Source organism: Clostridium tertium, assembly GCF_902652255.1.
Lineage (GTDB): Bacteria > Bacillota > Clostridia > Clostridiales > Clostridiaceae > Clostridium > Clostridium tertium_A.
On the sequence record NZ_CACRTO010000037.1, the window covers coordinates 117770 to 140046 of the forward strand.

Here is a 22277-nt window from a genome sequence, read left to right on the forward strand (position 1 = left end):
ATTGAGATGGAGAAAAAGAAGTATGTTTACCTTTTTAATGAAGGAAATGGGTCAATGAAAAACCTTCTAGGGGGTAAAGGGGCAAATTTATCAGAAATGATTCTACTAGGAATTCCAGTACCACAAGGATTCACAGTTACAACAGAAGCTTGTAATAAATATTACGAGGATGGGAAAGTAATATCAAAGGAAGTAATTGAAGAAATTCATGAAAAAATTGCTGAGCTTGAAAAGTTAACTGGTAAGGAATTTGGTAGTTTAACTAAACCTTTATTAGTATCAGTAAGATCAGGAGCTAGAGTTTCAATGCCTGGTATGATGGATACAGTATTAAACCTTGGTTTAAATGATGAGTCAGTAGTTGCTATGGCAAACTTAACTAATAATCCAAGATTTGCATACGATTCATATAGAAGATTTATTCAAATGTTCTCTGATGTTGTTATGGATATCGAAAAGAGACTATTTGAAGATCTAATAGATGAAATGAAAGAAGAAGAAGGTGTCGAATTAGACACAGATTTAACTGCAGATAATTTAAAAGTACTGGTAGAAAGATATAAAGAACTTTATAAAAAAGAAAAGGGAGAAGAATTCCCTCAAGATCCTAAAACTCAATTAATAGAAGCTATAACAGCTGTATTTAGATCATGGGATAACCCAAGAGCTATTGTTTATAGAAGATTAAACGACATTCCAGGAGAATGGGGTACAGCAGTAAACGTTCAAGAAATGGTATTTGGTAATAAGGGTGATACTTCAGGAACAGGGGTTGTATTCTCAAGAGACCCTGCAACTGGTGAAAATGTAATATATGGTGAGTATTTAATGAATGCTCAAGGTGAAGACGTTGTTGCTGGTATAAGAACACCTCTTCCAATTGCAAGATTAGAAGAACAAAATCCAGCAATCTACAAACAATTTACTGATATTGTTCATACATTAGAACAACATTATAAAGATATGCAAGATATGGAAATAACTATAGAAGAAGGAAAGTTATACTTCCTACAAACTAGAAATGGTAAGAGAACAGCTCAAGCTGCTTTAAAAATTGCTGTTGATTTAGTTGAAGAAGGAATGTTGACTAAGGAGCAAGCAATACTTAAGGTTGAGCCTAATCAACTAGATTCATTACTTCATCCTGCTTTCCATACTGAAGATTTAAAGAAGGCTACACCAATAGCTAAAGGTCTTCCAGCATCTCCAGGAGCTGCTTGTGGTAAAATAGCATTTACTGCAGAAGAAGCTAAGGAAAGACATGAAAAAGGTGAAAATGTAGTTTTAGTAAGACTTGAAACTTCACCAGAAGATATCGAAGGTATGATAGCTGCTGAAGGTATTTTAACTGTAAGAGGTGGTATGACATCTCACGCAGCTGTTGTTGCTAGAGGAATGGGAACTTGCTGTGTTGCAGGATGTGGAGCTTTAAAAGTTAATGAAGAAGCTAGAACTTTAGAAGTAGATGGAAAAGTTTATACTGCTGATGATTCTATCTCAATAGATGGATCAACAGGTAATATATATGGAGAAGCTGTTAATACAGTTACACCAGAAATTTCAGGACATTTTGCTACATTTATGGGATGGGCAGATGAGATAAGAAAATTAAAAGTTAGAACTAATGCTGATTCTCCAAGAGATACTAAGCAAGCTATGGAATTTGGAGCAGAAGGTGTTGGATTATGTAGAACTGAGCATATGTTCTTTGCAGAAGATAGAATTATGGCAGTTAGAGAAATGATAGTTGCTAAGAGTGAAGAACAAAGAAGAAAAGCTCTTGAAAAATTACTTCCAATGCAAAGGGAAGATTTCGTTGGAATATATGAAGCTTTAGAAGGAAAGCCAGCTACTATTAGATTCCTTGATCCACCTCTACATGAATTCTTACCTCATAATGATGAGGATATTCATGCTTTAGCTAATGAATTAGGCATCACTTTTGATGAGTTAAAAGCTACTGTTAATGAATTACATGAATTCAATCCTATGATGGGACATAGAGGATGTAGATTAGCAGTATCTTATCCTGAAATAGCTGAAATGCAAACTAGAGCAGTAATAGAAGCTGCTATTGAGGTTAAAAACAATAAGGGCTATGATGTAGTACCTGAAATAATGATTCCGCTAGTTGGTGAAATTAAGGAATTGAAATATGTTAAAGATGTAGTAGTTAATACTGCTAAAGAAGTAATGGAAGAAAAGGGAGTTCAATTAGACTATAAAGTAGGTACAATGATTGAAATTCCAAGAGCTGCATTAACTGCAGATGAAATTGCTAAAGAAGCAGACTTCTTCTCATTTGGAACAAATGACTTAACTCAAATGACATTTGGATTCTCAAGAGATGATGCTGCTAAATTCTTAGCTGACTACTATGAAAAGAAAATCTACGAACAAGATCCATTTGCAAAACTAGATCAAACTGGTGTAGGTGCATTAGTTAAAATTGCAACTGAAAAGGGTAGATCAGTTAAGAGTGATCTAAAGGTTGGAATATGTGGAGAACATGGTGGAGATCCATCATCAGTAACATTCTGCCATAACATTGGATTAGATTATGTTTCTTGTTCACCATTTAGAGTGCCAATTGCTAGATTAGCAGCTGCACAAGCTCAAGTTAAAAATAAAAGATAAAGTAAAAAGGACTGCTTAGGCAGTCCTTTTTAACTTACAGTTCTTAACTAATAAACTGCTTCGCATTTTAAATTTTAATCTTATAACGCTTTCTTAAAGCTTTACTTAGTTCATAGACAAATTCTAATTGATGTTTACTTTTATTTAGATTTTTTTCCATAAGAGAAATAAATGAATTCTTATTACACTTCTTTATATTTTTATAATAATCTCTAGAAAGTTTCCAAAACTTCTGAGGAAAAGCAATGTAGGCTAAAATAAACTTCAAATCTGAAGGGCTAAGTTCATTTTCTTCCATATAAGAATCTAATATATTTATAGTTAAATTTGTTTGCCAATTCGTATTATCTCTTTTTAATAATCTTCTTAAGAAATAAGAAATATCATTTACTGAATAATCAAATTTACATTTATCAAAATCTATTAATGCTATATTACTGCCATCTATAATAATATTTTTGTTTACATAATCTCCGTGACAAAGAGATGTAGATAATTCATCACTAACTATGGAAGAAGAAATTTCGTAAGAAATCTTAGCAAGCTCTAAGTTATCATCTACATTATCTAATATAAGTTTAGAAAATCTATCATTATATTTATTAGCATTACTTATACTTTGAAGCAACTGATTAAAATGCTTTCCTATAGTCTCATTATAATTATCAAGTCCAATCCTTTGTGCACTGCCTGAAATAGGTGTAAAATTTTTAGAAGTCTTATGTAATTTTCCAAGGGTTTTTGAAGAAAGTAGAATATGATTAATATTATCAAAATCACATTTATCACCATCAAGCCAAGGTGTTAATATAAAGAGCATGTTTTTATATTTTACATATCTGCTACCTTCTATAGTAGGTAAAAGCTTTGGTACTAGAATATTATTTTTATAACACCATTCCATAGCTGAATATACATATAAAAGATTTTCTTCATTATAGTAAACTTTTTTTAAGCAAAAGCTTTTATTATTTACATCTATTCTATAAACAGCTCTTTGTTTTTCTGTATCTTTAAATTTAATACTGAAAACTTCTGCATTTTTAAAATTATAATAAGGTAATATATTTTTTTTAATTTCATCTATAGGAAGAAGCTCATCTTTTACAGTGGGTGGTACCTTTTTCATGTATTTCTCCTTTTTTATTATTTATTACTAAGATATTAGTAAAAAAAAGAAAATATACTTGGTATTAAATATATAATTATAAAATATGTTTAAATAGAGGAAAATAGAGAAAAATATAGAATATGTAATATAGAGGTGAGATATATGAATGTAAGAGAAAAAATGGAAGGTTTTGAGAGGTTGACATTGATTTCTCAAGCACAATTAAGTAGCGAAAGTCTAGGAAGAAGAGAAGAGGAAGAAAAAGATTCCTTTAGAACTTGTTTCATGGTTGATAGAGATAGAATAATTCATAGTAAATCTTTTAGACGTTTAAAGCATAAAACTCAAGTTTACATTAAAACTTTCGGAGACCATTATAGAACAAGACTTACTCATACATTAGAAGTATCTCAAATAGCAAGAACCATAGGAATAGGTATAGGGATAAATGAGTCTTTAATAGAAGCTATATCTTTAGGGCATGACTTAGGGCATGCTGCCTTTGCTCATAATGGTGAAGAGGTTATAAACGAATTCTTAGATGAAGGTTTTAGGCATAATGAACAAAGTGTCAGAGTAGTTGAAAAACTTGAAAGAGATGGAAAAGGGCTGAATTTAACAGCAGAAGTAATAGATGGAATACTACATCATAGTGGGCTAAGTAAGAATAGTAATAATAAGGCTAAAACTTTAGAAGGTAGAGTTGTTAAGGTAAGTGATAAGATAGCTTATTTAAATCATGATATTGATGATTCCATAAGAGCTGGACTTCTAAGTAAAGAAGATTTACCTAAAGAAGTAATAAAAGTTTTAGGAGAAACACATTCAGAAAGAATAGACACTTTAGTAACAGATGTAGTTAAAAATACATCTTTAGCCTTAGAGAAGGGGATATTTGATATTGAATTTAGCGCAGAAGTATGGGAAGCGATGACAGAGCTTAGAAGGTTTATGTTTAAAAATGTATATTTAGGAGATATTTTAAGAGTAGAGAGAAGTAAAGCTAAATTTGTGTTAGAAAATATATTAAATTATTATTACAACCATGAAAATGAACTACCTGATATCTATAAAAAAGTTGCTAAAGAAGAAGGCTTAAAAAGGGCTGTAGCTGACTATGTGTCAGGAATGAGCGATGATTATTGCTTAAATATGTTTAATAATTTATTTGTTCCTAAAGTTGTAATTTATTAAAATTGTAATAAATAAAGTTAAAAAAATAAGAGGAAATTTAATATTGATAAAGAATATAAATAAAGAAGATTTAATAAAAACCTATAAAAAGTTTCAGAAAAAGAAGGATTTTAATAAAAAATGTCGAAATTATGATAGGTTGAGCAAAAATAAAAGTAAGGAGGTGAATCTCCTTGCAGATTTCTGAAGAGATTCTAGAAAAAATTAAAGAAGCAAATGACATAGTAGATGTAATCTCTGAGTCAGTTAGACTAAAAAAGTCTGGAAGAAGCTTTTCAGGATTATGTCCATTCCATAATGAAAAATCACCATCATTTTCTGTATCACAAGAAAAGCAGATATATAAATGCTTTGGATGCGGAGAATCTGGAAATGTAATTACTTTTGTTATGAAAAACAAAAATATGCCTTTCATGGATGCAATCAAATTTTTAGCAGATAGATCTAACATCGTTATTGAAGAAGAAGCTAGAGTAAATCCCACTGCAAGAAAAAAAGAGTTATTATATAAAGTGAATGTAGAAGCAGGTAGGTTTTTTTATTCTAACTTAAGAGCTAATAAAGCTGCTAAGGAATATTTTCTAAATAGAGGCATAAGAGAAGAAACTATTAAGAAGTTTGGATTAGGATATGCAAAGGATAGTTGGAATAGTTTATTATTCTATTTAAGAAAGCTTGGATATAAAGACAATATATTATTAGAAGCAGGGTTAGTACTTACTTCAGAGAAAACAGGAAATAATTATGATAGATTCAGAAATAGAGTAATGTTTCCAGTTTTTGATTATAGGGGGAAGGTTATAGGCTTTGGTGGGAGAGTCTTAGATGATTCTAAGCCGAAATATTTAAATTCTCCGGAAACTTTAGTTTTCCAAAAAGGTACTAATTTATATGGCCTAAACTTTGCAATAAAAAGTAATATGCAGGAAAGATACTTTATTATGGTAGAAGGATATATGGATTTAATAACCTTGCATCAATATGGGATTACTAATGTTGTAGCTTCGTTGGGTACAGCATTAACTGCTAATCAAGCAAGATTATTAAAAAGATATGCTGATAAGGTGATCATTTCTTATGATGCCGATGTAGCAGGTCAAGCAGCCACTATGAGAGGGTTAGAAATATTAAGAAGTGCAGGTTTTGACGTTAGAGTTTTAAGTATTCCTCAAGGAAAAGATCCAGATGAGTATGTAAGAAGTAATGGAAAAGATGCTTTTATAAAATTAATTAAAGAAGCAGAAGGCTTATTGGATTACAGAATAAAGAAGGCTGGAGAAAATATAAACTTTAAAGACAGTAATGACTTGATAAGATATGGTAAAAAGGTTACAGAAATATTAGCGGATGTAAATCCTATAGAAAAAGATATTTACATTAAGAAAATATCAGAAAATACAGGTATAAGAGAACAGGCTTTATATGACTTACTATCAAAGGAAATGACAAAAAATATTAAAAATCAAGAATTTATGAATAATAAGGAAGAAAATGGAACAAAATTATATAAGGAGCCTGCTTATATTAAGGCAGAAAGAGCTCTTTTGAAATTATCTCTAGATGATGAGTATTTTGATTTCATTAATAATCTAATAACCCAAGAAGAGTTAATTCTTCCAGAACATAAAGAGATTTTTTCTATTATTAAAGAAGCTAAAAAGGGAAACATAAATAATATAATCAACTTTGTAGAAGCAAGGTGTACTGATGTTAGAACTATTGAGGAAATTGTAAAAATTAAAGAGCAAGAAGTTTTAACAGGAAAAGATAATAAAAAGCTTTTAGAGGATTTAGTTAAACAGATTAATAAATATAAATTGAATACACGCAAAAAAGAATTAAAACAAAGGCAAAAAGCTTTAGAAGCACAAGGGAAGATTGAAGAGTCTATACAAATTGCAATTGAGCTAAATAAGCTAATGAATAGCTAAAGAGAGGTGTAGATGCAGTTGGCAATAACGGAAGGAGGTAAAAAAATGTTAGATGAAAAAACAAAAGCTAAGCAGGTTAAAAAAGAAAATGATGATAGAAATAATAAGATGAATATAGTAAAGAATCTGCTAGATAAAGGGAAGAAAAGCGGTACTTTAACATATAAAGAAATAATGGATGAGATTGAGAATATTGATTTAAGCCCAGAACAAATTGAAAAAATTTATGAAGTTCTTGAATCAATGGGAATAGAAGTAATTGGTGAACCAAGTGGTGAAGAAGAAGTCGAAGAAGAAATAGATTTAACAATTCCAGAAGGTATTGCAATAGACGATCCAGTAAGAATGTACTTAAAAGAAATAGGTAAGGTGCCTCTATTATCTTCAGAAGAAGAAATAGAACTTGCTAATAGAATTGAACAAGGTGATCAAAAAGCTAAGAAAAAACTAGCTGAAGCAAACCTTAGACTTGTTGTAAGTATTGCTAAAAGATATGTAGGTAGAGGTATGTTATTCCTTGACCTTATTCAAGAGGGAAACCTTGGTCTTATAAAAGCAGTTGAAAAATTTGATTATAGAAAAGGCTTTAAGTTTTCTACTTATGCAACATGGTGGATAAGGCAAGCAATTACTAGAGCCATTGCAGACCAAGCAAGAACTATAAGAATTCCAGTTCATATGGTTGAAACTATCAATAAGCTAATTAGAGTACAAAGACAGTTATTACAAGAGCTTGGAAGAGATCCATTCCCAGAAGAAATATCTAAGGTTATGGATTTACCAGTAGATAAGGTAAGAGAAATTCAAAAAATTGCTCAAGAACCAGTATCTTTAGAAACTCCAATAGGTGAAGAAGAAGATTCACACTTAGGAGATTTTATTCCTGATGATGATGCTTTAGCACCAGCAGAAGCAGCAGCATTTACAATGCTTAAGGAACAATTAATCAATGTTTTAGATACTTTAACTCCAAGAGAAGAAAAAGTATTAAGACTTAGATTTGGATTAGATGATGGTAGAGCAAGAACTCTAGAAGAAGTTGGTAAGGAATTTAACGTAACTAGAGAAAGAATTAGACAAATTGAAGCAAAAGCTTTAAGAAAGTTAAGACATCCATCAAGAAGTAAAAAACTAAAGGATTATTTAGATTAGCACCTAATGGTGCTAATTTTAATTTTAGCAAGGAGAAGAAGATTTATGCAATTAAGCAAAAGATTAAAGTTTATAATAGATAATATAGAAGAAAATACAACTGTTTTAGCAGATATAGGAACAGATCATGGATATATACCTTTATACGCAATAAAAAACGGTTTATGTAGTAAAGCTGTAGCAATAGATATAAATAAAGAACCTTTGGGAAAGGCGAAATTAAATGCAATCTTAGAAGGTGCTGGAGAAGAGTTAGACTTTAGACTTGGAAGCGGACTTAATCCACTTGAAAAGGGAGAAGCTGAAGTTGTTGTAATTGCAGGAATGGGTGGAAATCTAATAAAAGATATATTAGAAGAAGATATAGATAAGGTAAATGAATTAAATTATTTATTATTATTACCAGCTCAAAATCCAGAAGTTTTAAGAGAATACTTATATACTAATGATTACGAAATAATAGATGAATCTCTTTGTGAAGAAGAAGGAATTTATTATGAACTATTTAAGGTTAGAAAGAAATCTGGAGAATCTATGGCATTAGATTCAATTTACTATGAATTTAGTCCAAGGTTATTAATGAAGAAAGAACCTTTAATGAAGGAATACTTAATTTCTAAAAAGAAAGAATACGAAAAAATATTAGGGTTTATTACAGAGAGCACTATTAATGCAAAAGAAAGAAGAAATAGTGTTATAGAGAAAATAAACATTATAGATAATATGATTAATCATTTTTAAAAGAAAAGTACATAAGTAGAGTAGAAAATGTGGCTATTGTATGTATATTGATTAGTAATTTCAAATTTATATTTAATTATTTTTGGATATAAATGATTTCTATTTAAATCAATAATGTGATAGCCACATTTAATTAATGTATAATAAAGATATAATATTAAAACTTAATTAAAAGTAATAAGGATGTGAATTTATGAAAAAGCTAAAGGAAATTATTGATATAATGGAGGAATTTGCTCCAATTAATTTAAAAGAAGATTTTGATAATGTTGGCTTAATGGTGGGAGATAAGGAGTCTGAAATTAAAAGAATTCTTTTATCATTAGATTGTACATTAGATGTAATTGAAGAGGCTAAAGAAAAGAATGTTGATTTAATTATTACTCATCACCCCTTATTGTTTAGAAAGCCAAGTAGCATAACTACTGATACTTTAACTGGTAAAAAAATAATTGAGTTAATAAAAAACAATATAAATCTTTATTCAAGTCATACTAACTTAGATTCAGCAGGAGAAGGCTTAAATGAAACTATAGTGAATATCTTAGGATATGAATCTAAAGAACTTATAGAATCAAATAAGAATGCAAGAAATGCTAATGAGGGACTTGGAAGAATTATAAGATTAGAAGAAGCTATTTCTTTAGATGAATTTGTAGTTAATGTTAAGAAAAAGCTTAATATAAGTAATGTGAAATTAGTTAGGGCTTCAGATAAGATTAAAAATATAGCTGTTATTAATGGAAGTGGAAGTAGCTTTTTAGATATAGCTTACAGAATGGGTGCAGACTGCGTTATAACAGGAGATACAACTTATCATTTTGCTTCTGATTATAAAGAAATGGGAGTATCTATAATTGATACAGGACATTTTCCTTCTGAATGGATAGTATTTTTAGAAGTAATAAACAAGCTTAAAGATAAATTAAAAGATATAGAAATAATAATATCTGAAAAAAGTGAAGACCCATATACTTATGCTTAAATTATAAGAGCTTACACAATTTTTCTCCCTTAGCATAAAGTAATAATAAGATATAAGTTGGAGTAAAGTTTTTTATTTTATTAAGCTATATTTCTTATTTGAAGTATACTAGTTAGAAAATTATGCTCAACTTATATAAAAATTAAACTATATGATTTCAATTAATAGAGTTTTACGTAAGAATAATTTTTGTACTTATAATTTTATAAGAGTTAAAATGTAGATTATTAATTGAAAGATATAGTATTATAGGAGTTGAAGCTATGGGAAAATCCTATTATTCCAAAAGAAAAGGTGGATCTTGGGGAAAGGTCTTCCAAGATGGGGTAAAAGATATTTTTGAAGGTATAGGCAAAAGTCTTTCTAAAAGAGTTCCTGTTATAAGAAATTGTTGTAATCCAGCTGCAAGGATATGTATTTTTGTACTTATAGCAATAACTCTTTTATTTTCAGGGATTGGATTTTATTCTTGGGTTATCTTAATTATGTTAGTGATAATACTACAATTTGTGTAAACTTACAAAAAATTCATTTGTATTATTAATAAAGTTATGGTAATATAAATTCTGCGAGTAAGACATGCAATCGCTGCTAGACTAGATCTAGGAGAGGAAAGTCGGAGCTCCATAGGGCAGGGTGCTGGATAACGTCCAGTCAAGGCGACTTGAAGGAAAGTGCAACAGAGAGATACCGCCTAAGTATGAATGATTACATTCTGATTAATCAGAGTGCATAAGTTCCACTAGCCAAATCGTAGATTTGGAGTGTCACTTAGGTAAGGGTGGAAAGGCGAGGTAAGAGCTCACCAGCATCATGGTGACATGATGGCTATGTAAACCCCACCTGGAGCAAGGTCGAATAGGGAAACATAATGGGGTAGCCCGCTCCGTTTCCGGGTGTACCGCTTGAGCTCATTGGCAACAATGGGCCTAGATAGATGATTGCTTAATACAGAACTCCGCTTACGGCTTATCTCGTAACATGAAAAACACTAGCTTAACGGCTAGTGTTTTTCTTTTTAAAGTTATTAGATTTTGGTGTTTGATAGTTTAATTAAATAGTATTTTATAATATAGAAAATACGATTGTAAACATATTAGAAAAAGTGATATCTTTATTTATATACTTATAATAGAAATAAGACTGATGATAATGAAACATAGAAGAGAAACCAAGGATATTTATTGAAAATATTAGTTTTATATATAAATAACCAAGAAAGGGAATGTAGTCATAATGTTAATAATTGAAAAGTTAAAGTTGAAAGATTCTATGTCTGATACTGAAAAATCCATAGCAGACTATTTATTAGATCAGGGGATAAAAATTGAAAAATATTCGACTAGAAATTTAGCAGAAGCTACTTATACTTCTCCAGCTACAATAATTAGGTTCTGTAAGAAGATAGGCTTAACAGGGTTTGATGAATTTAAAGAGAAGTTTATAGAGGAAATAAATTATTTAAATCAACAATCAGGTAAGATTGATGCCAATTTTCCGTTTTCTAAAGATGATACGATCATGAAAGTTTCAAATAATATTTCACATTTATATATGGATACTATTCAGGATACAATGAGTTTGATTAATTATAGCTCACTTCAAAAAGCTATAACTATTTTAAAGTACTGTGATTGTATTTCTGTGTTTTCTGCTGGAACAGCATTAAATCAAGCAGAGTCTTTTAAGGAAAAAATGATGAAGATAGGGAAGCGTGTTTCTATATCAAATAATTTGAATTATCAGTTGTATGAAGTAGGGTGTTTGTCGTCTAGAGATGTAGCAATAATAATATCTTATTCTGGGGAAACTGAAAAGATATTAGAGATAGCTAGGGAATGTAAAAAAAGATCAGTTCAAGTTATAGCTATTACATCCTTTGGAGAAAATTCTTTATCTGAATATGCAACGTGTAAGTTAGTTCTTTCAACAAAAGAGAGTTTGTTTCAAAATTTAGGCGATTTTAGTATTCATATATCAATAAATTTAATTTTAGATATTTTATATTCCTCGTACTTTTTATCAAATTATGAGGAGAATTATAATAAAAAATTAGAGAAAACGAAGAAGTTAGAGAATAAGAGACACTCAACCAATACTTTATTAATGAATAGAAGTAAAGAATGAAACACTGTTTTACAATTATAATATAAATTTAAGCGTTTTCATTAAACAGTGTAACAACAACTTCTGCACATCTTTTTTTAGAATCTCCAGGCATATATAATTAGATATGTCGAGGAGATTTTTTTTAGGGAGGATATTAAATTGAAGATGAAGAAGGAATTTTTATGGGGAGGAGCAACAGCTGCAAATCAATACGAAGGAGCTTTTCTTGAAGATGGTAAAGGCTTAAGCATTGCTGATGTTGAAATGGGCTCTAGACATGGGATACCAAGAGAGATACATGATAGTGTTGAAAAGGGAAAATATTATCCAAGCCATGAGGCAGTTGATTTTTATCATAGATATAGTGAAGATATAAATTTATTTTCAGAAATAGGCTTTAACTGCTTTAGAATGTCAATTAACTGGCCAAGAATTTTTCCAAATGGGGATGAAAATGAACCGAATGAAGAAGGATTAAAGTTTTATGATAAGGTTTTTGATGAGCTTTTAAGTAAAGGAATACAGCCTATTGTAACCCTATCACATTATGAGACACCATTAAATTTAGTTCAGAAATATGGTTCATGGAGAAGTAGGAAGTTAATAGAGTGCTTTGAAAGGTTCTGTACTGTTGTTTTCGAAAGATATAAAGATAAGGTTAAGTATTGGATGACATTTAATGAAATTAATGAAACAATGAATCAAAAAGAACCATATCATCAAGCAGGTATTTTATATAAAGAAGGAGAGAATCCTAATGAGATTAAAATACTAGCAAGTCACAATATGTTTTTAGCTAGTGCTAAAGCAGTAATTATTGGACATAAGATCAATCCGGATTTTAAGATAGGCTGTATGCTTCAGTATCCTACGACTTATCCTAAGACATGTAATCCAAATGATGTACTAGCTCAAAGATTTCATATGATGCCTAATTATTATTATACAGATGTAATGTGTAAAGGTTATTATACTTCTTTATGCAAGGCTCAGATTAAACGTTTAAATGTGGAATTAGATATGAAAGATGGAGATGAAGAAATATTAAAAGCTGGTAAGGTTGATTACATTGCATTTAGCTATTATTTTTCATCAATTGCATCTAGTGAAGATGGAAAAAACATAAAGGTAGAAAGATCAAATCCTTATGTAGAAAGAAATGATTGGGATTGGCCTATAGATCCAACTGGACTAAGAATTGCTTTAAATGAATTATATGATAGATATGAATTGCCATTGTTTATTGTTGAAAATGGATTAGGAGCAATAGATAAGGTTGAAAAAGATGGAAGAATAAAAGACATTTACAGAGTAGAATTCTTATCTAGCCATATTGAAGAAATGAAAAAAGCAATTGAATTAGATTATGTTGATGTTATAGGATATACATGTTGGGGACCTATTGATATAGTTTCAGTTGGTACTGGTGAGATGAGAAAAAGATATGGATTTATATATGTTGATAAAGATGATGAAGGTAATGGAACATTAAAAAGAATGAAAAAAGACTCATTTTATTGGTATAAAAAAGTTATAGAAAGTAATGGAGAAGATACATCGTATTAGATAGGATTAATAAAAAGCAGATGTAATAAAAAATGAAAATTTAATAATGGGAGGTATATAAATGGACACTAAAATTATTGCTGAAAATATACTTAAGGAAATTGGAGGAGTATCTAATGTAAAAAATGTTACACATTGTATTACTAGATTAAGATTTAACTTAAGCTCTATTGATAAGGTAAATGAGGAAGAATTAAAGAATATTTCTGGAGTTATGGGTGTTGTAAATAAAGGCGGTCAGTATCAGGTTATTATTGGATCTGAGGTAGCTAGGGTTTACTCTGAATTAATGAAACTTGGAGATTTTGATGGTAGAAAAATTGAAAGTGAAAAGGAAGTAAAAAAAGGAGGACTTAATAGTCTATTAGATATTATTGCAGGTATATTTGCACCTATAATGCCTATAATAGCTGGTGCAGGTATGATAAAAGCATTACTTTCTATTCTTACTTTATTTAACTTTATAGATAAATCAGGCAATGTTTATTATTTCTTAAACTTTATAGCAGATTCGTCATATTATTTCTTACCTATATTTTTAGCAGCTACTGCAGCAAAGAAGTTTAATTGTAATATGCATATGGCTATGTTAATGGGAGCAGTATTATTACATCCAAGCTTTATAGCTTTAAAGGATACTGGAGATTTTATTAAGGTTTTAGGTATACCAGTTAAGATGGTAACTTATTCTGCATCAGTTATTCCTATAATATTAATTGTATTTGTATTATCATATATTGAAAAATTTGTTGAGAAAATTACTCCATCTATGATTAAATTTATTGCCAAGCCTCTACTTACAATATTAATTATGGTACCTATTTCTTTAGTAGTTTTAGGACCTTTAGGAGGATTTGTTGGTGATGGACTTGTAAAGATATTGTTATCTATTGAAGCTATTGCTCCTTGGATTCTTCCAACGGTAATTGGAGCATTTATGCCTTTCCTTGTTATGACAGGAATGCATTACAGCCTGTTACCTGCATACGTGAATTCACTTTCAGCTTTGGGATATGAATCAATTATAGGACCAGGAAATCTTCCTTCAAATATTGCACAAGGTGCAGCTGCATTATGTGTAGCGTTTAAAACAAAGAATAAGGATTTAAGACAGTTAGCTATTTCAAGTGGTGTTACAGCTCTTCTTGGAGTTACTGAACCAGCTTTATTTGGTGTTAACTTAAGATTGAAAAAACCTTTAATTGCAACAACAATCGGTGGAGGTCTAGGTGGATTATATGCTGGTATTACTGGAGTATTAAGATTTGGAGGCGGTGGAGCTGGACTTGCTGCTATAGGTCTTTACGTAGGAGAGAATCCTAGCAACGTAATTAATGCATTAATTTCTGCAGCAATTGCATTCGTAGCGACATTTGCAATATTATGGTACATTGGATTTGAAGATGTAGATAGTGAAGATAAAAAAAATGATGAAATTAAAGTTGATGAAAGTAAATCTGATGAAAAGTTGAGCACGATAATATATAGCCCTATAAAAGGTGAAGTGATTAAATTAGAAGATGTAAAAGACACTGTATTTTCTAGTGGGATGATGGGAGTAGGAATTGCTATTAATCCTAAAGAGGGAAAGTTGTATTCACCAGTTAACGGAAGTATTGCATCAATATTTGAGACTAAGCATGCAATTGGAATTGTAGCAGATAATGGAACAGAGATACTAATTCATATAGGGATTGATACTGTAGAACTTAATGGTAAATACTTCAAATCAAATATTAAACAAGGAGATACAGTTAAGGTAGGCGATTTACTACTTGAGTTTGAAAGTGAAGAAATTAAAAAAAGTGGATATGATATTGTAACCCCAATAATTGTAACAAATGCTGGTGATTCACAATTAATAGTTCCGATAAAGGGAAAATCTATTAGTGTAGGTGAAGAATTATTAATTTTATCTTAGAAAAAAATTTCTTAAGATAAAATTAATAAAATGCTAATTAAAAAATGATCACTACATAGAAAAATTTAGAATACTTGGAGATGATTAGGATGTAAATAGCATTAAATTAAAAGGTAGTGACATTAATAAAGTTACATTCAGTATTCCAGAAGATACAAAAGCAGGAGATGCAATTCATATTATTATAAAAATAAAATAATAAAAGATAAGATAGCAATTAGGTGAAGTAAACTCCATTAATTAGACACAGCTTAAATAGCTAATGTAATATATAATTAATGGAGTACTATTTTTTTATAAAAGTTAGTATTATATTTAAGCTTAATTGGAATAATAAGATTGTTCTGATTAGAGGTGAAAGATATGATACCTATTTTAGTGATACTGTGGATAATAAGTATATGTTTCATATTAATATTCTTTTATGGAGCAACTAGAAAAGAAAAAGAGATGGAATATAGAAATAGATTATTAGCACATGAAAAAGATAAAAATTAATAAAATTGTAAAGGATAAGGCATTAAGATAAATTCTTATATGTCTTATTTTTTTATTTTAAATAATGTGATGTATTTATTAATATTAACTAATTCAAAGTAGTTATAAGAATGCAATTATAAAAATAATATTTAATAAGTGATTTTAAATATAAAAAGTAATAATAAATGGGGGATTGGATATGGAAAATTTGTTTATTATTTTGACAGTTGCATTAATAGCTGAAAGTGTTTGGGAAACTTTGAAAATGACTTGGCAGAAAGGAAAGCTATGCTTAGATAGAGTAGGAGCATTAGTTGTGTCATTAGTAATTTGTATAGATATAAGACTAGATATGTTATCTTTGCTTGGTATTAAGACTACAATACCTTTTATAGGAATAGTTTTGACGGCAATCTTAATATCTAGGGGATCAAATTTCTTACATGATTTATTAGAAAGAATTGGACAAGTAAAAAATAAGTAATAAATAAGACTGGTGTAGTAAGGAGGTTCATAATTATATTTTACTAGATAGATCTTATGGGTTATTTCAAAAAAACTATTTTTACAAAATTAGAGAGGGCTCTATTCAATATAAATACTAATATAATAAGTTTAGAGTCAAAGATATAATTATAATTAATTTAAAATTTATTATAAAGTAGGAAACAAATGATGTATAATTACCCTATATATGTAAAATTGTATTTAAGGGTGGTATATCATTATGAGTAGGAAAGCTATTACTCTACTAGTTACTTTAACAGCATTAATAATTATTTCTATATTTATTAATATAGAGTTTAAATCTAAAGTTTTTAATGAATCAGAAGATACCAAAGAAGTAATATATTATGACTATGATGAAGAGATAAAAGAGATAAATAAGCAAGTAAGGGACTCTTCAGAGAACTTTAAAAAAGGTGAGGTCTATGAGGGAGATTCTGTAGATATAATAGAGAATGATGTATTACTTGCAGTGGCTGTGGAGGAGTTAGTAACTAAATCATCAAAAACCAATGCTATAATCACAAAGTTAAAAAGTAGGGATGAAGTAAAAGGGATTAAGATTAATAATAAATTCTCAATTAAATATTCAAGCTTATATACTGGACCAGGTGCTGGGGAGGCTTTAGGTAATAATAAGGAAATTGGTTATTTAACTCACTATAGACCTATTGTGTACTGCAGTGGAGATATTTTAAAAATTAATTATAAAGTAAGTAGAAAAGGAGAATTTATCAGGAATGAAGAGGTTATAGTTGCAGTTAGAAAAGAAACTTCTCATTATATGGTAGGGGCTCAAAGTGCTGAATATTTAAAAGTTGAGAATTTACAAGGAGATAAATTTAATAGATTTGATAATTATACTGATTATAAGGAAAACCTATTAGAAGTAGTAGATTTCGAGGAATATGTTAATTTTTAAAAATGCCAGGCAGAAGGCAGTATGTATATAATTCTACCTGACAAAATAGTTAACTACTTATTATATGATAAGTTAGAGACGAGTTTAATGTCAAATAGTATTTTATGTATATTGAAATAATTATACTTTTTTCCATAAACTTGATTTATAAATTTTTATTTCTTATACTTAAGTTAAGGAAAGAATAAGAAAGGAGATTTATATGAAGAATTTATTTACACCTTATAAATTAAAAGGACTTGAATTAAAAAATAGAATAGTTTTTCCACCAATGTGTCAATATTCAGTTGAAAAGAAGGATGGAATTGCAACAGATTGGCATTTTGTTCACTATGTAAGTAGAGCAGTGGGTGGAACAGGATTAATTATTATAGAAATGACTGATGTAGAACCTGATGGACGTATTAGCGATTATGATTTAGGCTTATGGAGTGATGATCATATTGAACCATTAAGAAGAATAGTTGATGAATGCCATAAATATGGAGCAAAGGTAGCCGTTCAAATAGCTCATGCAGGTAGAAAAGCTCAAGATGCAGAAGTTCCAGTTGCACCATCTCCAATTGCTTTTGATGAAAATTCTAAGACTCCAAGGGAATTAACTACAGGTGAAGTAAAAGAAATGGTAGAAAAGTTTAGATTAGCTGTTAGACGTGCAGTTAAGGCAGGATTTGATACTATAGAAATACATGGAGCACATGGATACCTTATTCATCAATTCCATTCACCGCTTACCAATAAAAGAAGTGATGAGTATGGAAGGGACTTAACTCTTTTTGGATCAGAAATAATTAAGGCTGCTAAAGAAGAAATGCCAGATGATATGCCGTTAATAATGAGGATTTCTGCTATTGAATATGTAGAAGGTGGATATGGGATTGATACAGGAATTAGCATTGCAAAAGCATATAAAAAAGCTGGGGTAGATATGTTCCATATAAGTGCAGGTGGAGAAGGCCAAATAGCAGCGGCAGGAAAGCCAGGAACTCATGCAGCTTATCAAGTACCTTATGCTAGAGCGATTAAAGAAAATATTAATACTGAAGTAATTGCTGTAGGGAGATTAGATGAACCAGAGCTTGCAAACTCAATCATAGGTAATGGAGAGGCAGATTTAGTTGCTGTAGGAAGAGCCATGTTTAGAAATCCATATTGGGCTTTAAATGCAGCAAGTAAACTAAATGAAAAAGTTCAAATACCTAAGCAATATAGACTTGGATTACCTAGGAATATACAAGAATAAGAAAAAGTAATAAATAAAACTAAGGAGAAATAATAAAAATGAGGGAAATAAAATATCCTGCAATTTATAAACATTTTAAAAATAACTATTACGCTGTAATGTCAGTAAGTAACTTAAAAAGTAATAAAGATTCTTGTGAAGGTTGCAATAAGCTTACTGCATATCATACAGAATTAAATAAAAATATCGATATCTACAAAAAGGATAATAAGTACTTTCATAATGAGACATCAGATAAGACTTTAGTTTTATATAAGGCTCTTTATGATGATAAAGGCATATATGCAAGACCTTTAGAAATGTTTATAAGCAAGGTAGATAAGAGTAAATATAGTGATGCTAAGCAAGAATTTAGATTTGAATTAATAGATTAATATAAAATTAGGGGATTGTCTTAGGCAGCCCCTAATTAATTATACTTACCTCTTGTTTAACCCTAATTTACTTAAGTAATAAAGAGAGTTTCATAATAATATAAATATATAGTTATATATTCATTAACAATTAAGTTAGGGGTAAAAATGAGAAAAAGGGCTTTATATGAATTATTTATAGGATTACTTTCTTTGATGTCAGGAATATTTATAATTATTGATCTTATGTATAAACTTCCATTATCAGTAATAAGCATAGCATACACTATTATGTTTATTAATAGTGTTATTTTTGTCTTTGATTACATAATTATTTCAATTTTGAATATCCATAAGAAAAAAATAATTACTATTAATTTAATAGATTTAATATCAATGATTCCAATAACGATACTTATGCAAATTACTAGCATGATAGATATAGAGGTTTTTATTAATAAGGATATATTTATTACTGTTGTTAAATTCACATTCTTACTTATATATATTTTGAAATTTAAAAATAGGATTAGAGGTGCAGTGATACTTAACTCCTTTAATCATATGATTATAATTACTACTATAATTTTAGTTTTAGCTTCAGTAATAATTGCTTTACTTGAAGATATGACTTTTTTAGATGCGCTTTGGTGGAGTATTGTTACATTTACCACAGTTGGATATGGAGATATATTATTATCAACTAATATTGGAAAAGTAGTAGCAATATTACTTATGATTTTCGGAATTGGATTTATAGGAGTTATTACTAGTACAGTAGCTGCTTATATAATTAATAAAGAAATAAATTTTAAGAAGTCAGAAAGCTTTAGAGAAGAAACTTTAGAATATATAAAATATAAAATAGATAATCTAGATACTACATCAGATATAGAGCTTGAAGATATATATAAAACACTAAAGGTTTTAAAAGGAAATAAAAAAATATAATAATTTATTGATATTTATAAATAATAAAAGAATACTTTAAGATTAAAAAGAGGTGATTATTATTAAATTTAATAAGAGAATTATCTGTATAATTCTAATTGTAGTTTTAATTTTAGGATTAGGATACATATTTATATATAAGTATTTTAAGAGTCTAGATATTCAAGAGGTATATTCAGAAGAAGTAATTACTGAGGAAGAAGAAATACTATATGATTTCATAACTAAGAAACTTATGAACGAGGATGGTGGAATATATACCAACTTCAATAATGTGAAAACTGAAGGGGATTTAACTAAGGGACATGATGTGTTATCTGAATCTCAAGGTATGATGTTAAATTATCATCTATATAACAATGATAAGGAGAGTTATGAAGAAGTTTTTAAATATATAAAAGAAAATATGCTATTAGAAAATAATTTGTTAAGTTGGAGAATTGAAGAGGGAAGTCCTTCAGAAGTTTCTGCTACTATTGATGATTTAAGAATTGCAAGATCTTTACTTATAGCTGGAGAAGAATTTAATAGTTATAAATATAGATATTATGGATTAAAGATTTCTAAAGGGATTAAAAAGAATTTAGTTACTGATGGTAGACTTAATGATTTCCATGATGGATACGGTAAGAGTAATATAACTACACTTTGCTATTTAGATTTATATGGGATAAATCTTCTTTCTAGATTAGATAATAGTTGGAGTGAAATTTATAACAAATCACTAGAAATAATAAATAATGGATATATAAGTGATACACTTCCTTTATATAAGAAATTTTATGATGGAAATGTTGAAAGTTATGATAATGAAGAAAATGTAGATACTCTTTTATCTATACTAGTAATTTTAAATAAGGCTGAAGTAAATGAAGATGTAAGTAAAAGTGTTTCATGGCTAAAAAATAGACTAAAGGAATATGGATACATATCAACATCATATAATATTAATACATTGGAAGAAAGTAAGATAGAATCTACCTCTATATATGCAAATTTAGCTCAAGTAGCTAAAGTAATTAATGATAATGAACTATATGAATTATGCATAAACAAGATGAAAGTTTTTCAAGTTAAAAATTTAGATAGTATGATTTATGGTGCCTATGGAGATTATTCAACCAATGAAGTTTATTCTTATGATAATTTAAATGCTCTTCTAGCATTTAGAAGAAAGTTTAATAATTAAAAATATTGAAAATTTATACTATATACTTTAAACTATATGTATAAGCAGATGTGGCGGAATGGCAGACGCATCATCTTGAGGGGGTGACGGGGGAATCCTCGTGCGGGTTCAAGTCCCGCCATCTGCACCAATTTTTTTAATAAGTCGATTGTAAAACAATCGGCTTTTTTATTTTTAGGATAAACAATAAATTTCGATAAGTTAGCTATAATAATTTTTGCTAATATTAACTTAATAAATAAAGTAATTAGGAGTTTTTGTACAAGTATATTTTAATATGTTATTATTAAAATAGAATATATAAGTTGCAATAAAGTAGCATAAGAGAAGCAGGAGGAACAATGATAAAAGCATTATTATTTGATTTAGATGGGACATTATTAGATACAAACGAATTAATTTACAATTCTTTTTATAAAACTTTCAAGGATAATTTAGGTATTGAATTAGAAAAGCATGAAATAGTAGACTTTTTTGGAAGACCTTTAGGAGAACCTTTTAAAAGATATGCAAAAGAAGAAGATGTAGAGAAGTTAGTAGCTTATTATAGAAAGTATAATGAGGATTTACATGATAACATGTGCTTTGCTTTTGAAGGAGTAAAGGAAGTTTTAGAGGTATTGAAAGAAAAGGGAATTAAGCTAGCTATAGTTACTTCTAAAAGAGCAGAATTAGCTATTAGGGGTATGAAGATAGCTGGAATATTTGATTATATGGATGTGATAATTACTCCGGAATCAACAAAATTACATAAACCAAATGGTGAACCAGCATTAAAGGCCTGTAGCGAGCTTGGAGTTGAACCTAATGAAGCTATTATGGTTGGAGATAGTATTTACGATATTTATTGTGGTAAAGATGCAGGATGTAAGACTTGTGGTGTAAACTATACATTCATTGATTTAGAAGTTTTAAAAGAATCTAAACCAGATTATTTTATAGACAAGCCATTAGATTTATTAAATTTAGTATAAATTGAATCTGTTAAGCTGATATGAAAAGATAGCTTGATTTTTCATAGAATTGCTTGCTCTTTGAAAATTATATAAGTTTGAATATTTTATTGCATGTCAAACAAGCCTGCAATAAAATTGATTTTTGCAGGTTAAATAAAGGTATTAAGTTTAATTAAGCAGCTGAAAACCAAGAATTTTTAGTAAAGCTATCGCTAGCGAAGCCGGCAACTTCTGCTGGAGTACAGTTATTTAATGATCCATGTGGTCTAATAAAGTTATAGTGAAAGATAAATAAGTAAATTAGGTTATTCGCCTTTTCAAAAGAGTTA

Annotated in this window: 19 protein-coding genes, 1 tRNA gene and 1 other RNA gene; 19 read left to right on the top strand and 2 right to left on the bottom strand. The window is 29.1% G+C overall.

Annotated features, from left to right (window positions below):
* Window positions 1-6 precede the first annotated feature (6 nt).
* Window positions 7-2637, top strand: coding sequence for a pyruvate, phosphate dikinase (locus GPX08_RS12690; RefSeq protein WP_156627175.1), 2631 nt, complete (start codon window positions 7-9; stop codon window positions 2635-2637).
* A gap of 67 nt (window positions 2638-2704) precedes the next feature.
* Here GPX08_RS12690 and GPX08_RS12695 read toward each other — a convergent pair whose 3' ends face one another.
* The gene (locus GPX08_RS12695; RefSeq protein ID WP_156627176.1) at window positions 2705-3766 is read right to left on the bottom strand and encodes a CotS family spore coat protein; all 1062 of its coding nucleotides are present in this window, start codon (window positions 3764-3766) and stop codon (window positions 2705-2707) included.
* 144 nt (window positions 3767-3910) lie between these two features.
* On the opposite strand from GPX08_RS12695, the gene GPX08_RS12700 reads away from it, so the two are divergent.
* The 18 genes from GPX08_RS12700 (at window position 3911) to ppaX (ending at window position 21966) form a co-directional block, all read left to right on the top strand.
* On the top strand, window positions 3911-4942 hold the full coding sequence (locus GPX08_RS12700) for a deoxyguanosinetriphosphate triphosphohydrolase (RefSeq protein WP_156627177.1): 1032 nt from the start codon (window positions 3911-3913) through the stop codon (window positions 4940-4942).
* Window positions 4943-5115: 173 nt separating this feature from the next.
* Window positions 5116-6873: a DNA primase gene (locus GPX08_RS12705; protein ID WP_156627178.1), complete on the top strand. Its 1758-nt coding sequence runs from the start codon at window positions 5116-5118 to the stop codon at window positions 6871-6873.
* A 45-nt stretch (window positions 6874-6918) separates the two neighbouring features.
* Window positions 6919-8025, top strand: a complete 1107-nt coding sequence (gene rpoD, locus GPX08_RS12710; protein WP_156627179.1) for an RNA polymerase sigma factor RpoD — start codon at window positions 6919-6921, stop codon at window positions 8023-8025.
* Between the two features lie 45 nt (window positions 8026-8070).
* Window positions 8071-8766 carry an SAM-dependent methyltransferase gene (locus GPX08_RS12715; protein WP_156627180.1) on the top strand — a complete coding sequence of 232 codons (696 nt, stop codon included), beginning with the start codon at window positions 8071-8073 and terminating at the stop codon, window positions 8764-8766.
* Between the two features lie 193 nt (window positions 8767-8959).
* Entirely contained in the window at window positions 8960-9751 is a 792-nt protein-coding gene (locus GPX08_RS12720; protein ID WP_156627181.1) for a Nif3-like dinuclear metal center hexameric protein, read from the top strand.
* 263 nt (window positions 9752-10014) lie between these two features.
* A complete protein-coding gene (locus tag GPX08_RS12725; protein ID WP_136003511.1) occupies window positions 10015-10266 on the top strand; it encodes a hypothetical protein in 252 nt (83 codons plus the stop codon).
* A 54-nt stretch (window positions 10267-10320) separates the two neighbouring features.
* Window positions 10321-10732, top strand: an RNA gene (rnpB, locus tag GPX08_RS12730) — RNase P RNA component class A.
* 255 nt (window positions 10733-10987) lie between these two features.
* Window positions 10988-11878, top strand: a complete 891-nt coding sequence (locus tag GPX08_RS12735) for an SIS domain-containing protein (protein WP_156627182.1) — start codon at window positions 10988-10990, stop codon at window positions 11876-11878.
* Between the two features lie 147 nt (window positions 11879-12025).
* Window positions 12026-13426 carry a 6-phospho-beta-glucosidase gene (locus tag GPX08_RS12740; RefSeq protein WP_156627192.1) on the top strand — a complete coding sequence of 467 codons (1401 nt, stop codon included), beginning with the start codon at window positions 12026-12028 and terminating at the stop codon, window positions 13424-13426.
* A 61-nt stretch (window positions 13427-13487) separates the two neighbouring features.
* Complete coding sequence (locus GPX08_RS12745) at window positions 13488-15347, top strand: PTS beta-glucoside transporter subunit EIIBCA (protein ID WP_156627183.1); 1860 nt, start codon at window positions 13488-13490, stop codon at window positions 15345-15347.
* Window positions 15348-16026: 679 nt separating this feature from the next.
* A complete protein-coding gene (locus tag GPX08_RS12750; RefSeq protein WP_156627184.1) occupies window positions 16027-16311 on the top strand; it encodes a hypothetical protein in 285 nt (94 codons plus the stop codon).
* A 243-nt stretch (window positions 16312-16554) separates the two neighbouring features.
* Window positions 16555-17256: a hypothetical protein gene (locus GPX08_RS12755; protein ID WP_156627185.1), complete on the top strand. Its 702-nt coding sequence runs from the start codon at window positions 16555-16557 to the stop codon at window positions 17254-17256.
* A 202-nt stretch (window positions 17257-17458) separates the two neighbouring features.
* A complete protein-coding gene (locus GPX08_RS12760) occupies window positions 17459-18499 on the top strand; it encodes an NADPH dehydrogenase (protein ID WP_156627186.1) in 1041 nt (346 codons plus the stop codon).
* Between the two features lie 38 nt (window positions 18500-18537).
* Complete coding sequence (locus GPX08_RS12765) at window positions 18538-18873, top strand: DUF1653 domain-containing protein (protein WP_156627187.1); 336 nt, start codon at window positions 18538-18540, stop codon at window positions 18871-18873.
* 147 nt (window positions 18874-19020) lie between these two features.
* Window positions 19021-19803, top strand: coding sequence for a potassium transporter (locus GPX08_RS12770; RefSeq protein ID WP_156627188.1), 783 nt, complete (start codon window positions 19021-19023; stop codon window positions 19801-19803).
* A gap of 58 nt (window positions 19804-19861) precedes the next feature.
* Window positions 19862-20992, top strand: coding sequence for a glycosyl hydrolase (locus tag GPX08_RS12775; protein WP_156627193.1), 1131 nt, complete (start codon window positions 19862-19864; stop codon window positions 20990-20992).
* Between the two features lie 44 nt (window positions 20993-21036).
* Window positions 21037-21122, top strand: a tRNA-Leu gene (locus GPX08_RS12780).
* Between the two features lie 211 nt (window positions 21123-21333).
* Window positions 21334-21966, top strand: coding sequence for a pyrophosphatase PpaX (ppaX, locus tag GPX08_RS12785; RefSeq protein ID WP_156627189.1), 633 nt, complete (start codon window positions 21334-21336; stop codon window positions 21964-21966).
* A 154-nt stretch (window positions 21967-22120) separates the two neighbouring features.
* Here the strand turns inward: ppaX and GPX08_RS12790 are convergent.
* Window positions 22121-22277: transposase (locus GPX08_RS12790; protein ID WP_156627190.1), on the bottom strand; the 157-nt coding region annotated here is incomplete at its 5' end.

What these genes read in the sequence shown, in the direction of transcription:
- GPX08_RS12690 (WP_156627175.1), top strand. Translation starts at nt 7, where the DNA reads ATGGAGAAAAAGAAGTATGTTTACCTTTTTAATGAAGGAAATGGGTCA.
- GPX08_RS12695 (WP_156627176.1), bottom strand. Translation starts at nt 3,766, where the DNA reads ATGAAAAAGGTACCACCCACTGTAAAAGATGAGCTTCTTCCTATAGAT.
- GPX08_RS12700 (WP_156627177.1), top strand. Translation starts at nt 3,911, where the DNA reads ATGAATGTAAGAGAAAAAATGGAAGGTTTTGAGAGGTTGACATTGATT.
- rpoD (WP_156627179.1), top strand. Translation starts at nt 6,919, where the DNA reads ATGTTAGATGAAAAAACAAAAGCTAAGCAGGTTAAAAAAGAAAATGAT.
- GPX08_RS12715 (WP_156627180.1), top strand. Translation starts at nt 8,071, where the DNA reads ATGCAATTAAGCAAAAGATTAAAGTTTATAATAGATAATATAGAAGAA.
- GPX08_RS12720 (WP_156627181.1), top strand. Translation starts at nt 8,960, where the DNA reads ATGAAAAAGCTAAAGGAAATTATTGATATAATGGAGGAATTTGCTCCA.
- GPX08_RS12725 (WP_136003511.1), top strand. Translation starts at nt 10,015, where the DNA reads ATGGGAAAATCCTATTATTCCAAAAGAAAAGGTGGATCTTGGGGAAAG.
- GPX08_RS12735 (WP_156627182.1), top strand. Translation starts at nt 10,988, where the DNA reads ATGTTAATAATTGAAAAGTTAAAGTTGAAAGATTCTATGTCTGATACT.
- GPX08_RS12740 (WP_156627192.1), top strand. Translation starts at nt 12,026, where the DNA reads ATGAAGAAGGAATTTTTATGGGGAGGAGCAACAGCTGCAAATCAATAC.
- GPX08_RS12745 (WP_156627183.1), top strand. Translation starts at nt 13,488, where the DNA reads ATGGACACTAAAATTATTGCTGAAAATATACTTAAGGAAATTGGAGGA.
- GPX08_RS12750 (WP_156627184.1), top strand. Translation starts at nt 16,027, where the DNA reads ATGGAAAATTTGTTTATTATTTTGACAGTTGCATTAATAGCTGAAAGT.
- GPX08_RS12755 (WP_156627185.1), top strand. Translation starts at nt 16,555, where the DNA reads ATGAGTAGGAAAGCTATTACTCTACTAGTTACTTTAACAGCATTAATA.
- GPX08_RS12760 (WP_156627186.1), top strand. Translation starts at nt 17,459, where the DNA reads ATGAAGAATTTATTTACACCTTATAAATTAAAAGGACTTGAATTAAAA.
- GPX08_RS12765 (WP_156627187.1), top strand. Translation starts at nt 18,538, where the DNA reads ATGAGGGAAATAAAATATCCTGCAATTTATAAACATTTTAAAAATAAC.
- GPX08_RS12770 (WP_156627188.1), top strand. Translation starts at nt 19,021, where the DNA reads ATGAGAAAAAGGGCTTTATATGAATTATTTATAGGATTACTTTCTTTG.
- ppaX (WP_156627189.1), top strand. Translation starts at nt 21,334, where the DNA reads ATGATAAAAGCATTATTATTTGATTTAGATGGGACATTATTAGATACA.